The 14,551-nt window shown below is 53.7% G+C and carries 11 protein-coding genes; 8 read left to right on the plus strand and 3 right to left on the minus strand.

Annotation, left to right across the window (positions count from 1 at the left end; translation table 11 throughout):
* The first annotated feature begins 31 nt into the window (after positions 1-31).
* The 3 genes from AC27K1_RS05445 (at position 32) to AC27K1_RS05455 (ending at position 2,329) form a co-directional block, all read left to right on the plus strand.
* Positions 32-1,063, plus strand: a complete 1,032-nt coding sequence (locus AC27K1_RS05445; protein ID WP_395180670.1) for an aspartate/ornithine carbamoyltransferase family protein — start codon at positions 32-34, stop codon at positions 1,061-1,063.
* Positions 1,064-1,208: 145 nt separating this feature from the next.
* Positions 1,209-1,880 (plus strand): glutathione S-transferase family protein, encoded by a 672-nt coding sequence (locus tag AC27K1_RS05450; RefSeq protein WP_487148898.1) that lies wholly within the window; start codon positions 1,209-1,211, stop codon positions 1,878-1,880.
* Between the two features lie 200 nt (positions 1,881-2,080).
* A complete protein-coding gene (locus AC27K1_RS05455; RefSeq protein WP_487148899.1) occupies positions 2,081-2,329 on the plus strand; it encodes a ribbon-helix-helix protein, CopG family in 249 nt (82 codons plus the stop codon).
* 33 nt (positions 2,330-2,362) lie between these two features.
* On the opposite strand, the gene AC27K1_RS05460 is transcribed toward AC27K1_RS05455, so the two are convergent.
* Positions 2,363-3,592 carry a hydantoinase/carbamoylase family amidase gene (locus AC27K1_RS05460; RefSeq protein ID WP_487148900.1) on the minus strand — a complete coding sequence of 410 codons (1,230 nt, stop codon included), beginning with the start codon at positions 3,590-3,592 and terminating at the stop codon, positions 2,363-2,365.
* 530 nt (positions 3,593-4,122) lie between these two features.
* On the opposite strand from AC27K1_RS05460, the gene AC27K1_RS05465 reads away from it, so the two are divergent.
* The 4 genes from AC27K1_RS05465 (at position 4,123) to allB (AC27K1_RS05480) (ending at position 10,146) form a co-directional block, all read left to right on the plus strand.
* Positions 4,123-5,562: a YfcC family protein gene (locus AC27K1_RS05465; protein ID WP_487148902.1), complete on the plus strand. Its 1,440-nt coding sequence runs from the start codon at positions 4,123-4,125 to the stop codon at positions 5,560-5,562.
* Between the two features lie 256 nt (positions 5,563-5,818).
* A complete protein-coding gene (locus tag AC27K1_RS05470) occupies positions 5,819-7,243 on the plus strand; it encodes a YfcC family protein (protein ID WP_487148903.1) in 1,425 nt (474 codons plus the stop codon).
* A gap of 69 nt (positions 7,244-7,312) precedes the next feature.
* Positions 7,313-8,692 (plus strand): allantoinase AllB, encoded by a 1,380-nt coding sequence (gene allB, locus AC27K1_RS05475; protein WP_487148905.1) that lies wholly within the window; start codon positions 7,313-7,315, stop codon positions 8,690-8,692.
* Between the two features lie 83 nt (positions 8,693-8,775).
* Complete coding sequence (gene allB / locus AC27K1_RS05480) at positions 8,776-10,146, plus strand: allantoinase AllB (protein WP_487148906.1); 1,371 nt, start codon at positions 8,776-8,778, stop codon at positions 10,144-10,146.
* Between the two features lie 38 nt (positions 10,147-10,184).
* On the opposite strand, the gene yddG is transcribed toward allB (AC27K1_RS05480), so the two are convergent.
* On the minus strand, positions 10,185-11,069 hold the full coding sequence (gene yddG / locus AC27K1_RS05485) for an aromatic amino acid DMT transporter YddG (RefSeq protein WP_487148907.1): 885 nt from the start codon (positions 11,067-11,069) through the stop codon (positions 10,185-10,187).
* 616 nt (positions 11,070-11,685) lie between these two features.
* Between yddG and AC27K1_RS05490 the strand changes: the two genes are divergently transcribed.
* On the plus strand, positions 11,686-13,068 hold the full coding sequence (locus AC27K1_RS05490) for a cytosine permease (protein ID WP_487148908.1): 1,383 nt from the start codon (positions 11,686-11,688) through the stop codon (positions 13,066-13,068).
* Between the two features lie 52 nt (positions 13,069-13,120).
* Here the strand turns inward: AC27K1_RS05490 and AC27K1_RS05495 are convergent, their stop codons facing one another.
* Positions 13,121-14,512 (minus strand): autotransporter outer membrane beta-barrel domain-containing protein, encoded by a 1,392-nt coding sequence (locus AC27K1_RS05495; RefSeq protein WP_487148910.1) that lies wholly within the window; start codon positions 14,510-14,512, stop codon positions 13,121-13,123.
* Between the last annotated feature and the right edge of the window lie 39 nt (positions 14,513-14,551).

A 14,551-nucleotide genomic window follows, 5' to 3' on the forward strand; every position in this document is an offset into this window, starting at 1 on the left:
AATTTGTTCTGACCATTCAGGAGTTTTCATCATGGCCATTACTGCAGATTTCAAAGCCCGGGATATCCGTGACCACCTCGACGCTACCGGCATGAAAGGCCGCAACATCACGTTCCTTGATGACTTCAGCCGTGAGCAGATCACCCATCTGTTCAAAGCTGCGGAAATGCTGGAACCGTTCATGCGCACCGGCCTGAACCTGCTGGAAGGTAAGGCGCTGTATACCCTGTTCTTCCAGCCTTCCACCCGTACCCGTTGCAGCCATGAAGATGCGATGATCCGTCTCGGTGGTAAGGTCATCACCGAAGCTGATCCGCTGCACAACTCGTCCGCTGCCAAGAACGAAAGTTTATACGACAGTTTGCGTGTAACTTCCAAGTACGCTGATGTCATCGTCATGCGTCATCCAGACGACAGTGAAGTACTGCCAACGCTGGAACGCCTGGGCAGTGATTCCTCCCCGATTATTTCCGGCGGCTACGGTCACGTAACCCATCCGACCCAGGGTCTGCTGGACAGCTACACCTGCTACCGTGCCTTTGACGGTAACTTTGAAGATATGACCGTCGTCATCTCTTCCCCTGACTTGTCCCGCGCCCGTTCCGGTCAGTCCTTTGCCCTGGCGCTGGCAAATATGGGTGCGAAGATTGTTTATACCGGCACCAGCGAACTGCGCACACCAGAAGTCATTCGTCGTAAGTTGAACGCCATGGGCGCGCGCTGGGAAGAACACTTCGACCTGGATCGCAAACAACACGAAGAACTGTTCGCCGACGTGAATGCCGACCTGGTTTACCTGCCCGGCTGTTCCGTGAAGAAAGACGACCCGAACCGTGAAGACTTCATGCGCAAGCTGAACAATCACTACATCTCCCTGGAGATGCTGGAAAACGTCAAGCGCAAGACCGGCAAGACCGTGGGTATCCACCACTCCCTGCCACGTAACCCGGGCGAGTTCGATGATGTGATCGACCAGACCGCCCACGAAATCTACTTCAAGGCCATTGAGTTCTCCGTTGCGGTACGGATGGCACTGCTGGCTTCAGTGGTAGGTGTGAATTAATCCAGTCTGACCCGAAACGGGGAGGTCAAGAGCCTCCCCGTCTGCGTTTTTTTGCCGCGGAAATGCCCATCTAACCAGTCACTATCGTTGTTAGTATCCGTCGGGCTTTGATGAGGTATGCCGTGATTTTTAGGGGAGAGAAATAATGCTGACCGTGTGGGGGCGCCGTAATTCCGGCAATGTCCAGAAAGTGATGTGGGCCATAGGGGAACTCGGCCTGACGTATGAACGCCGGGATGTCGGTGGTTCCTTCGGCCAGCTGGATACACCGGAATTTCGAACGATGAACCCCAACAGCAAGGTGCCGGTGATTCAGGATGATGGGCACTGTCTGTATGAGTCCAACACGGTGGTGCGTTATCTCGCCAGTGCTTACGGCTATGGTGATCTGTTTCCCGGTGATCTGCAGGTCCGCTCACAGGCCGATCTCTGGATGGACTGGCAGTTAAGCACCATTGATCGTCAGCTGGGTCCCCTGTTCATGGCGACGGTCAAAACTGAACCCTATGCCCGTGACCCTGACCTGATCAGCCACCTGGCCCGCCAATCAGGTGAAAGCTTCAAAATTCTGGATAACCATTTAGCGGATAACCAGTACGTTGCTGGCGATCAGTTCACCATGGGAGATATTCCGCTGGGTGCGGCCGCATTCCGGTATTTCTACCTGGATATCCTGCGCCCTGACCTGCCCCATGTCAGCCGCTGGTATGACAACCTGTGCAATCGCCCGGCCTATCGTGAACACGTGATGATTCCCATCGGCCATACCCCGGAAGAGTGGCTGGCGCTCGAACAGGAAGCGGCGATATCGCTTTGATGCTGTGTAAAATCTGACGTTTGTCAGTGTCCCGATAATGTGAATTGCCCGTGCCGTCTGCACGGGTTTTTTTGTTGTGGATAAGTCGGGTGGATGGTTAAACCAACGTCGTAGTTAGTCATACTGACAATGGGGTTATGCATTCCCCTTTCATACCGTGATATCAATGGGGCTTAAACCCATTCACGGAGAATAACGACATGGCAGTAATCACGATTAACGCGAACCAGAAATTCATCGACCAGGTCAGCGCGCTGGCTAAAGAGGAAGGTGTCAGCAAAAGCGAACTGCTGCGCATGGCCCTGGAGTGCTACAAGCTGCAGCAGCAGAAGCGACGCCTGCAGGTCCGTTTCAGCCGCGAGGCGTCCGCCATCGCCAAAATGAAAAAGAATGCGGCAAAAGTCGAAGCGGTCAACAATGGCGGGGAAGAATCACGGACCAGCCATTAACCGCTTTTTCCTGACGAATGGCTGGCCTGTGGATTATTGTCCTGCAGCAATGATGCGCGCGGCTGCCGTGGCCAGTACCTGGCAACCTGCGACCAGATCTTCCGGCTTGGTGTCCTCGGCAAAGTTGTGACTGATGCCATCAATACTGGGCACAAACAACATGGCGCTGGGCATAACCAGCCCGAACATGTTGGCATCGTGCAGGGCGGCACTTGGCAGTTTCATCCAGAGTTGTCCAATGTGTTGTTCTGCTGCCTGAGCTAACTGTTCCTGCATAGCCTCGTTCATCAGCACAGGCTCCGTTTCCGGCTGTCGTTCGACATGAATGTCTACGCCGAGTTCGGGGGCCATTTGTGACGCCAGATCCCTTACCGCCGTTTCCATGGATACCAGTAAATCCCTGCAGGTATCCCGGTATTGCAGCCGCATAAAGGCTTTGCCGGGAATCACGCTGGCAGAGCTGGGGTAGAACTGCACCCGGCCGATCGTCCATACGGTGAATTCTGCCGCCATGGCAGCCAGCATGGTGTCCATCTGATTAGCAAAACGAAACAGGGCCTTACCGGCATCCCGACGTCTGTCCATGGGCGTACTGCCGGCGTGGTTTGCTTCTCCATGAAACGTGATGTCCAGGGTTCGGCAGCCGACAATGCCAGTCACAACACCGACCTGTTTCCCGGCCAATTCGAGCCGTGGGCCCTGCTCAATGTGGGCTTCCAGATAGCCGATGTAACGTGTCGGATCATATTGGTCTGGCTGGCCATTCAGACCAGCATCAGCCAGCGCCTGTGATAAGGGATGGCCGTCATTGCGTGTGGCAGTTGAGAGTACGGCCTGATCAAGCTGGCCAAGAAAACCCTGACTGCCCAGGAAACCATGATAGGTGTGCTCTTCGTCCGCCCAGGACGCGATATCCAGCGCCAGGTGCCGGGTTTCCGGGCATTCATCAAGCGCCCTGGCCGCTTCCAGGGCGGCGATCACACCATAGGCGCCGTCCAGCCAGCCACCTTCCGGCTGGGTATCGGTGTGAGATCCCATCAACAGGGCCCGCCCCGGTTTACGGGAATAGCCGATGACATTGCCGACACCATCAATCTTCGACGTCAGGCCTGCCTCGGCCATCCGCCCCTGCAGCCAGCGACGGGACGCCATGTCTTCGTCAGAGAAGGCTTGCCTGACCACGCCATTCCCTTGTCTGCCGAACTGACGCAGGGCCTGAAGATCGTCCAGGAAACGCCCGGGATTGATTGTCGGTACTGCCATGATGATGGTCTTCCTGTCCGCCCTGAAGCGGTTTGAGCGGTTAATGGTCTGTTTCGGTCTGTTGTTGGCAATTGCGGCATTAAAAGTGGCTTACCAGAGTGCCTTTAGCAATTGCTAACAATAATCATGGTCTGCTTAACACACTGTTTTTAGCGGCTTTGTGGAAGTGTGCGTGCTTTTTATATTGTTCCATCGGTAGATTCTGGCAAGAAACAAGGTGTAAGTTTCTTGATCTGTCTCATGGTTTGCTGCCGACTTGCTTATCAGAATGCTAACAAAATATAAAATAGTTGTTAGCAGGTTTGGGCGCGTGTTGCAGAACATGAAGGGCTGTATGTCTTCCTGTGCCACTGACCGGCCGAATCAGGCAATGCTGGATTTGTGACTGCGGTGCGCTGAGGTCATGGGCACGTAATGGGGACATGCCTGACATGGGTTTCGCAGGATACCGGAAGCGGAAAGGAAACCTCAGACAACTGCCGGGAAGGGTAGCGGTATCTAACCAAAACTAGCCGTAGACGGAGATAGCCATGACGATTATTTCGTCCACCGTTCCTGCTCAGAAAACGACCTCGCCTAACAAAAAGCGTTTCGAATTCCCGGATATTTACGTCATTTTGTTCAGTTTTATTGTCCTGGTGGCCTTTCTTACCTGGATTGTCCCTGCCGGTACCTATGAACGACAAGTGTTGCCGAATGGCCGGGAATCAGTTGTACCCGGTTCTTACCAGGTTATGGAGCAGACACCGGTCGGTATCATGGATGTGGTGACCGCCATTCCCGTGGGTTTACGAGAAGCGTCCAGCGTCGTGTTTCTGACCCTGCTGGTGGGTGGCGCTGTGGGCGTCATCCGTAAAACCGGTGTGATCAATATGGGCATCAATGCCATGATGCGGGTGCTGGGTCGGCGAACAGAATTACTGATACCGGTACTGATGGGTATTTTCTCCCTGATTGCCGCCTTCATCGGCACGCCGGAACTGGGCATCGCTTATCTGCCCATTGTCCTGCCACTGATGTTGAAACTGGGTTACGACACCATGACAGCCACAGGACTGGTGTTGTGCGCCACCACACTCGGGTTTGCTTTCGGCATTACTCCGCCCGCCACCGTCGGCATTGGTCATATGCTGTCGGATTTACCGATGTTCTCCGGTGCCTGGTACCGGGCGATTTTCTATTTCCTGATTCAATGCATGTGTGCCTGGTACATCATGCGTTATGCCGCCCGGGTTAAGGCGAACCCCGCCTCTGGCAGCAATTTTGAGGTGGATCAGGAACTGCGCCAGTCCATGACAACGGACGACAGTGAAGAGACATTTACATCCCGTCAGCGTTTCGCCGGCATTGCCACTTTGATCATGTTTGTGGGTGTCATCGCTTCCATCCTGAAGTTTGCCCTGGGCTTTGATGAGATCTCGGGTCTGTTCGTGGCGATGGCCGTCATGACCTCATTGCTGGTGGGTTTTTCGCCCAACAAAATCTGCGCGAATTTTAATGAAGCGTTCCGGGAAATCCTGGTAGGCGCGATGATCTGCGGTATTGCCCGCGGCGTTTCAGTGATTCTGGAAGCCGGGAACATCATGGATACCATTGTCTTCTATCTGGCGGAACTGGTGGGGAATCTGCCACAGGCATTTACGGCTGTTGGCATATTGTTTGTCCAGACGACATTTAACTTTCTGGTGCCTTCAGGCAGTGGTCAGTCATTGATTACCCTGCCGATCCTGATTCCACTGGCTGACCTGGTCGGACTGACCCGGCAGGTGGTAGTGCTTGCAACCCATTGGGGTGATGGCATCACCAATATCCTGTTCCCGACGTCGGGTTATTTCGTTGCCATCCTTGTGATTGGTCGCGTGAGTCTGGCGAAATGGCTCAAATTCTATTTCCCGTTATTCCTCGCGATTCTCGCTACCGCTGCGATGGGTCTGGTGATTGCCCAGATGATTGAGCTCGGTCCCTTCTGATATTTTTCGGTATACGGGTTTCCGGTCCTGTGAAACCCGTAACGTCCTGAATAGCGTTGATTTTCACTTCCATTGTCGTTTTTACACGCCATCAGATGCCTGCCGCTTTCTGCGCTGACAACCGATTGCCGATGTTTTTCATTACCCCAAATGGTATCCGTCGTTTTGTTTGATCTATCTCAAGGTTAAGAACGGCATCCGGCGTATATTTGCTAACAATTATAAAATTTATTGTTAGCAATACGAGGGGCGTACCATGTCTGAGTTGAAATCCAGGAAATCCTTCAAAATGCCGGACATCTACATTGTCCTGGCAATCTTCATCCTTGTGATGGCGGCACTGACCTACATTATCCCTGCCGGTATGTATGAGCGGGAAACCGTTCAGACGGCCCATGGCGTTAAGGAGTTTGTGGTGGCGGACTCCTATCACCGGGTCGAGCAGAGCCCGGTCAGCTTCATGGACCTGGTGACGGCTGTACCGGACGGGCTTAAGCGGGCTGCCTCCATTGTCTTCCTGACCTTCATGGTGGGCGGCGGCATGGGCCTGATCAAGCGTGCCGGACTGATCGACCTGGGCGTCCACAAGCTGGCAGACAGCGTGGGTGACAAGGCGATTATGATCATCCCGATTCTTATGCTGCTGTTTAGTATTCTGGGGGCGTTTATCGGGGTACCGGAACTCTCGCTGGCTTATCTGCCGATATTGCTGCCACTGTTTTACCGGCTGGGTTATGACGGCATGACCGCCATGGCGGTTTCCCTGCTGGGTCCCTGCATGGGCTTTACCTATGGTTTGACCATTCCCGGCTCTGTCGGCGTCGGACAGCAGATTGCCCAGCTGGAGATATTCTCCGGTTCCGGTTTCCGGGCGCTGGTGCTGCTGATCGTGATCGTGGTGGCTGTGCTCTACACCATGCGTTACGCCATGAAAGTTAAAACAAACCCGCACCTGAGTCTGACCCGGGACTCCGATACCGTCATGCGCCAGAAGCTGGCAGAGATGGAACCGGAAGGTGAAATAAACGCGACACGTCGTCAGGTTCTGGCCGGTTACGCCTGTTTCATCATGTTCCCGGCAGCCATCGCCGCCATCCTGATCAATAACCTGGGCTTTGAGGCGATTGGTGGCCTGTTCCTGTTCATTGGTCTGGCAGCGGCAGCGATTGCCGGCAAAGGTCCCCAGCAGATCTGTGATGATCTGAATGCCAGTATGCGCGACATGATGGTCGCCGCCTTGCTGTGTGGTGTGGCCAGCGCCATTGCGGTGGTGATGGACCGTGGCGTGATCACCGACACACTGGTGTACTACCTCGAATATGTCCTGCGCAATACACCACCGGCGTTGTCTGCTGTGGGCGTGTTCTGGACCCAGTCCCTGTTCAACTTCCTGGTGCCCGGTGCGACCGCGCTGACCGTTCTCACCATGCCGGTGTTGTCACCGCTCGCATCATTGCTGGATATCCCACAACAGGTGATTGTTTCCGCCAACGCCTGGGGTGGTCAGCTGACTGATATCTTCTTCCCGACTTCCGGCTTCTTCGTCGCCACCCTGGTCCTGGCCAAGGTGGAATACGCGAAATGGATCCGCTTCTACTTCCCGCTGATGATAGTGCTCGGGATTATCTCCAGCCTTGCACTGGTGTTGCAGCAGAGCCTGGGTATTGGGCTCGGCCTCTGATGTCTTGTGGATAACCGGCGTCGTACCGATGCCGGTTGTGAACACGGTTGCTGTGGGGGGAATCCTGTTATGTCTTTGCACACAGAGTTAATGGACGTTGCCATTACCGGCGGCACCCTGGTGCTGGAGTCCGGCTGCATAGAAGGCAATATTTCGATCAAAAATGGGCGTATTGCCGCGATTACGGCGACAGATGTTGTCTTACCGGCCAATGAAACCATTGATGCCAGAAACCTGATGGTGTTTCCCGGTGTCGTCGATCCCCATGTGCATTTCAAGGAACCCGGGCCCGGGCATATTCGCGAAGATTTCCACAGCGGAACCTGTCAGGCAGCCGCCGGTGGTGTCACGACAACAGTGGAAATGCCACTGAGTATTCCGTTAGTAACGACACGTGACGCTTTTTTATTGAAGCACGAGACTGCAAACAGCAAGGTCGTCACAGATTACGCGCTCTGGGGATTGTTACCCGCAGATGATCTGGATCGGATTGAAGAGCTGGTGGATATCGGTTGTGTGGCATTCAAGACGTTTTTATCCACAGATCCCGATGCGCCAAAACTGACCGACTACAAGCTGCTCGAAGCCATGAAAGTGATGAAACGTTTCAACCGCTTCATCGGCTTTCATGCCGAAAACCCGGACATCATCGATTCCACGGCGGAAGCCATGGAAAAAGCGGGTATCAATGGTGGGCTGGCGCACCTGCAGTCCCGTCCCGATATCGCCGAGGTCGAAGCGATATCGCGGATTGCCCTGTTCGCAGAAGAAACCGGCTGCGATGTACATATCTGCCATCTCTCCAGTGGCCGTGCCCGGGACGTGATTCGTCATGCCCGCTCCCGGGGCGTCAGCATGACCGTGGAAACCCTGCCCAGTTACCTGGTACTGGACGACAGTGACCTGGATCGCTGGGGTGTCTTTGCCAAATGCAATCCACCCATTCGCAGCAGGGAAAACCAGGCGATTCTCTGGGATATGTTGATCAAGGGTGAGATCAACATGCTCGGTTCGGATCATTGCCCTTATACCGACGACGACCGTCTGAAACATAACGACGATATCTGGGCTGTGCCGCCGGGATTACCGGGTATAGAGCTGATGTTGCCGCTGATGCTGGATGCCGGTTTGAACCAGCGGGGCCTTCGCCCGGAAAGGGTGGCGCGTTTAATGAGTGGCGCCCCGGCGCGTCGGTTTGGACTGGGACACCGCAAGGGATCGCTACAGGTTGGGTTGGATGCCGATATCGTGCTGGCTGACCCGGATCATGTCTGGACGTATGACGGCACACGTTCTGTGGGCAAGCAGAAGAGTGCACTCACTCCCTGGGAAGGACGGGAAATCCGGGGGCAGGTGGTCCGTACGCTGGTTCGGGGAAGTACCGTATTTTGCGACGGTGAGGTAACGGCAGAGCCCGGTTCGGGCCAGTTGATTAAGCCTGTGTTCTGACAGGGCTTACATAACAACCGTAAAAGAAGGACAGGGTGGTCTTGGTCTGCGCTGTCCGTAGAAGACAGTGATAGGAATTCGTTATGAGTCAGCAGGTAGACACAGTTATCAGGAATGGTCGGCTGGTATTGGAAACCGGTGTCGTCAATGGGGCGATAGCCCTGCAGGACGGCAAAATTGTTGCCATCACAACCAATGAATCAGCGCCAGACGCCCGTCGGGAAATAGATGCGACCGGGTTGGTGGTGATGCCGGGGATGGTAGATCCGCACGCCCATATCTGGGAACCGACCCATTATCCGGAACGGGAAGATTATCTCACTGGTACGCAGGCAGCAGCGGCAGGTGGGATTACCACGCTCATTGAAATGCCGCTGTCTGTTCCGCCGGTGACGAATCGGGAAGCCTTTGAATATAAGCGTGAAATTGTTGAAAAGAAGACAGTGGTTGATGTGGCGTTCTGGGGAGCGCTGACGGAAAAATCCACAGGACACTACGATGAATTGAACGACTGTGGATGTGTTGCCTATAAAGTCTTTATTCCTTACGCGAGCCCGGATTATCCACATACGCCGGATTACGCCCTGCTGAAATCGATGGAAGAGATCAGTCGTTTTGGCGGTCTGGTCGGCGTGCATGCCGAGAATGCGGATATCCTGTTTAACCGTCAGAAAGAATTCGAAGAAAAAGGCATCTTCAATGGTGCAGCCCATGAACAGGCGCGACCGGAAATTGCCGAGGTAGAAGCCATCAGTCGTGTCATTCTGTTTGCAGAACACACCGGGTGTCGTCTGCATATCTGTCACTTATCCACAGTGAAAGCGAGAGAATTGATTAAGCAGGCACGGGCAAGAGGTGTGGATGTGACGGTGGAAACCTGTCCACACTACCTGGTGCTGGATACCATGGATCTGGAAAAACACGGAGGTTTTGCCAAGTGCAACCCGCCGCTCAGAAGTCCGGAAAACCGTGAGTTGCTGTGGGAGATGTTGAAGGCTGGTGAGTTCGACATGATCGGCACTGATCACACCCCCTATACCGATGACGATCGCCTGAAGCATGGTGACAATATCTGGAAGATGCCACCGGGGATTGGCGGGATGGATATGATGCTGCCACTAATGCTGGATGAGGGCTATCACAAGCGGGGCGTTAGCCTGGAACAGCTGGCGAAATTGATGGCCACACAGCCCGCCAGACGGTTTGATCTGCCGCACAAAGGTGCACTTAACCTGGGCAATGATGCAGATATTGTAATGGTCGACCTGGATGCCGAGTGGACATACACCTGGGCCAACTCCTATGCCAAGGCCAAATGTACCCGCAGCCCGTATGAAGGGAAAACATTAAAGGGGAAAGTGGTAGAAACGTTGGTGCGGGGTAATACGGTTTATCGTCATGGTGAAATATTGGCGAAACCAGGTAGCGGGAATTTAACTATTCGCAGCCGATAGTGTCTCTTGTACTTGAGAGGCCTCCCGAAAGGTGAGGCCTACGCTTCTTTTGTTAAACACCAGCAAATTAATGAAGCGGCCGTGACCATAATGACACCCTGCCAAAACGTCGCACTAAGCGACACATTCAACAGTATGGCTGCAAAGAGTGTTGAAAGGAGTGGGGTGAAATAGGACAGCACTGCCAGTAAAACCATGTTGCCGCCGATGATGCCGATATTCCACAGGGCATAACCCATGCTCATGGCTGCTGCCGCCAGCAGAAGGTCAACTATGGCACCTGTGGAAAACACCATGGCAGGCGCATCACTGACGAAGTACTTTATCCACAACGCAGATGCCGTAGCCATAAAAAACCAGGTAATGGCATTGTGGCCGCCAGACAGGAGTTTGGTGACGTTGCAATAAACAGCCCAGATAAAGGCACCGATAAATGCCATGGAATAGCTTGCAGGGTTGGTCGCTATATTGGCGGCGAGTTGGTTCAGGGATAACCCTTCATCACCACTGACCGTCCAGGCGACACCCAGAAAGGCGAGGATCAGTGCAGGGTACAGCCAGAGGCTCACACGTTGTCGGTTAACGATCACAGTGAGTAATACCGTCAGGCATGGCCACAGGTAATTGATCAACCCTATCTCTATGGCCTGCAGGCGGTCATTGGCGAGTCCCAGCGCCAGTACCAGGAATATCTCATAACTGACAAATAATGAACCACCTATCACCAGGTATCGGATTTTGAATAACTTCGGGTGTGGCAAGCCAATAAACACGGCAAGAAAGAGGGAACTGACGGTATAAATCATCGCTGCACCGCCAACCGGCCCCAGCTGCTCGGTGACATTGCGCACAAAGGCGACAATGGTGCTCCAGAACAGAATGGCCAGACAGCCTGCCAGCGTATATTTATGTGTTCCTGCCAAGATTCGCCCTTTTTACATCGGGTGGTTAGTCAATCTACCGTGTAGGCAGACAGGTATGGCTGTCAATCACAATGATGCTATGAATGACGTCTATTGGATAAAAGGCTGGCGCAAAGTGTAGTGGGCATTTCCCGGGTATTTCAAATTGGCAGGTGATCCATCTTTCTGTTAGCAATTCTTTTCATATAAACAGCCAGCGTATTACAAGGCTAACTGTAGTTTTTGTCCTGATTTCTCGTCATTCAAGCGATATGTCGAGGTATTAGCTTGATTCAAGACCAAGTCAGCATTGTAAATTGTTAGCAATCATGGCGGTGTATTGATCTACCACAAGGTTTCCTCCCCCAACATCGTGAATAGTGTCGCCACTGCCATTATCGCTGCATAGGACGTGGTAATGATCCTGCACACCAGAGTGCATTGCATGACTGATAACAGGGATGACGGTGATATCCCCGGTTATCGCATCGCCGCTGACTGGTTACATCCGGATGGGTCAGGTTAATGCCTGCCTGCTGAACAGATTGTGTTCGGCCGCATCCGGGGATCAGTGATCCGCTGGCTGACGACCGAACCTCGCAAGATTACAGAATCTGGCAATCCGAGGGGGAAAGCCATGTCATGTAACACCTTGTGCAATGATGCGTTACGACCGACGACTGATGTCGAACGAAACCTGTCCTTCTGGGATTACACCCTGCTCTGGGCGGGAATGACCATTAACATCGGGGGCTTTGCTGTAGGAGGGCAGCTCTATCCCGGTCTCAGCCCGGTGGCGATTATCCTGGCCGTGATTGTTGCCTATTCGATCGTCTCGGCCCTGCTCGTGCTTAATGGCGATATGGGGTTGAAGTATGGGGTACCTTTCGTCATTTACCTGCGCGCCTGTTTTGGTATCAAGGGCGCAATCATTCCCGGTGTGATTCGTGCGATTCCCTGTTTCTTCTGGTTCGGTTTCCAGACCTGGATTGGAGCGCTGGCGGTTCAGAAGTTGATGGTGATCTGGTTTGGTACAGAGTTTACCGTCAACCTGTATTTGCTGATTGGTCTGTTTGCGATACTTCAGGTCTGGAATGCGGTGGGCGGCCTCAAATCGATGGCACGGTTTGCCTGGCTGGCGATTCCCCTGATGGTGATTTTCTTTTCCAGTACCATTATGTGGTTGCTGAAAACCCATGACTCATCGATGACTGACATTCTGTCAGCACCCGCCCAGAATACGTACAGCTTTCCCTTTGCGGTTGCCGGTATTGCCGGTGTATGGATTACCATGGCGCTGAACAGTGCGGATCTGGGGCGAATGATCAGGCGCCCGGCAGGCTTTGAAAAGAAGCACTTCTGGCATCGGCAGAAGCTGACAATCGGTGGCCAGTTTCTTGGGCTGATCCTGGTCGGTTCACTGGTGATCATGGTGGGTATGGTGTCAGGCATCCTGACAGGGGAGTGGAATCCCGTTGATGTCATCATCAAGACATTTCACGACACCAGCCCTGCGATTATGGCAGCTGCCTTGCTGACCATTGTCTTTGCCCAGTGGTCTACCAACACTACCGCTAATCTTATGCCGGCGACGTATATTGTCATGGCATTGCATTCCAAACTGACCTTCCGGCGTGCGACAGTGATTTCTGCAATCATTGGGCTGCTTATTTGCCCGTGGTTGTTTGCAGACAAGCTGATTCCCTTTCAGGTGGCCTGTTCAGTCTTGCTTGGGCCAATTATCGGAATCATGCTGGCAGATTATTATCTGGTTCGGCGTCGTACGATCGATATTGAGGCGCTGTACGATGAGGAGAAACAGGCCGCGTGGCGACTACCGGCGATGTCGACCCTGTTGGTCAGTGCAGGCGCGGGGCTGTTAACCGTGTTGCTGATTCCTGGGCAGGGAATAGGTTATTCATTTTATACCGCCTTCGCTTTGAGTGTTGTCATGTACCCGGTCATCATGCGACACGAGCGGCAGGACAAAGGTAGAGTAAAACTGCTGAATGCACACTGAGGGTAAAAAAATGGCGGCTATACAGCCGCCTTGGAAGGGTGATGAAACCGGTTTAGAAGGAATAACGGATCTTCAGGTTGGCGCTGTCGTTTTTGTAACCTTTCATCTGGTTACGGATCACGCCAAGGTCAAACCTGAAGTTTTGATCCAGAATCAGGCTGAGTCCGAAGCTGAAACGAGCACGGCCACGGTTGCGCTCAGGCGCTGTTATGACAACCTGGTCGATACCCGTGGTATAGATGGCTCGATGTGATGACGTATCACGACGGAAGTTGTGGTATCCCATGATGCTGACAAACGGCACCAGTCGTGCTCTGCCATTACCCAGGTTACCCGCAAGATTGAAGCCCAGACCACCTTCCATGGAGCTTTGTGAATCCGGCTTGTATTGCGTGGTTGGATCCGTACAGGTGCCCGTACAGTCTCTGTCCCATTCCTCGGTATAACTGTCGAACGAGATCCGGTTGTAGTTCAGTTCAGCCAGTGGCGTCAGTGTCCAGTTGGGGGACAGGTTGTAGACATTACCGACTAACAGGCGGGCATGGGTTGTGCTCGCGTAGTACTTGCTTTCCAGGTGTCCGGTGCCGCCACCGACTGTCGCCCAGCGACGGGTTTCGTTACGCGCACGACCGAGCGAGAAACCGGCCTCCAGGAAAGCGCTATCAAACGTCCAGGAGCTGTAGAGCGAGCCGGTGAATGAGCGAATGTTGTTACGCTCCCGGTTCGGCTCATCATCAATCCGGCTCTTGCTGAGAGTCATGGCGGCGCCGAAGATGGCGCCAGACATCAGGTTGTCAGTCTCCAGACCGGCCGTGAATGACTCACCGCTGGCATCAAAACCGGACATGGTATCCCCATCCCGGCGCTCGGCTGAGAAGGCCTTGATGTTGGTCCAGAGCCCGTTTCTGACCCGGTGACGGGTATCACCAAAAGCCAGGCCTTCATAGGACTGATACTTGGGGGATTCGTTGAAATCATTGGCAGCCAGCAGTGTGGCAAAGTCCAGTCCGGTCGTTGGTTCTGTACCGGCAGCCGTTGGCTCGGTAGTGTCAATGAGCGTGTCCACTTCAGACTTGGCTTCGGCGATCAGTTGTTCGGTATCCACTGCTGCCTGCTGTACCTCAACGACCATTGTTGTTTCAACGTCAACCGGCGTGGTTTCCACTGCCTTGTCCGGCGCCTGTTGAACCATCTCACTGACAATCAGCGTGGCCTGACGCAGGGCATTGAACTGCGCGACCTGATGATTGGCGTCGATGGAATCAGCTTTCGGGGAAGATTGAACCACTTCCCGGGAAGCGGTAGACGTATGACCGGGGTTGTCAGCAATGATCTGTTTGACGAGATCCCGACTCAGACTGACACCCATGGGCGCAGCAGATACAACCGGGGTAAGCAAAACTGCCAGAACCGATAACCGCGGCAGAACTCTCTGCGACAGCATGGCACCACTCCTTTAATGCACGGCGTTATCCTACAAATG

Source organism: Kistimonas ophiarachnellae (assembly GCF_057552235.1).

Coding starts and splice junctions, on each gene's coding strand:
- AC27K1_RS05495 (WP_487148910.1), bottom strand. CDS start 14,512: ATGCTGTCGCAGAGAGTTCTGCCGCGGTTATCGGTTCTGGCAGTTTTG.
- AC27K1_RS05465 (WP_487148902.1), top strand. CDS start 4,123: ATGACGATTATTTCGTCCACCGTTCCTGCTCAGAAAACGACCTCGCCT.
- AC27K1_RS05470 (WP_487148903.1), top strand. CDS start 5,819: ATGTCTGAGTTGAAATCCAGGAAATCCTTCAAAATGCCGGACATCTAC.
- AC27K1_RS05460 (WP_487148900.1), bottom strand. CDS start 3,592: ATGGCAGTACCGACAATCAATCCCGGGCGTTTCCTGGACGATCTTCAG.
- AC27K1_RS05450 (WP_487148898.1), top strand. CDS start 1,209: ATGCTGACCGTGTGGGGGCGCCGTAATTCCGGCAATGTCCAGAAAGTG.
- AC27K1_RS05445 (WP_395180670.1), top strand. CDS start 32: ATGGCCATTACTGCAGATTTCAAAGCCCGGGATATCCGTGACCACCTC.
- AC27K1_RS05455 (WP_487148899.1), top strand. CDS start 2,081: ATGGCAGTAATCACGATTAACGCGAACCAGAAATTCATCGACCAGGTC.
- allB (WP_487148906.1), top strand. CDS start 8,776: ATGAGTCAGCAGGTAGACACAGTTATCAGGAATGGTCGGCTGGTATTG.
- allB (WP_487148905.1), top strand. CDS start 7,313: ATGTCTTTGCACACAGAGTTAATGGACGTTGCCATTACCGGCGGCACC.
- AC27K1_RS05490 (WP_487148908.1), top strand. CDS start 11,686: ATGTCATGTAACACCTTGTGCAATGATGCGTTACGACCGACGACTGAT.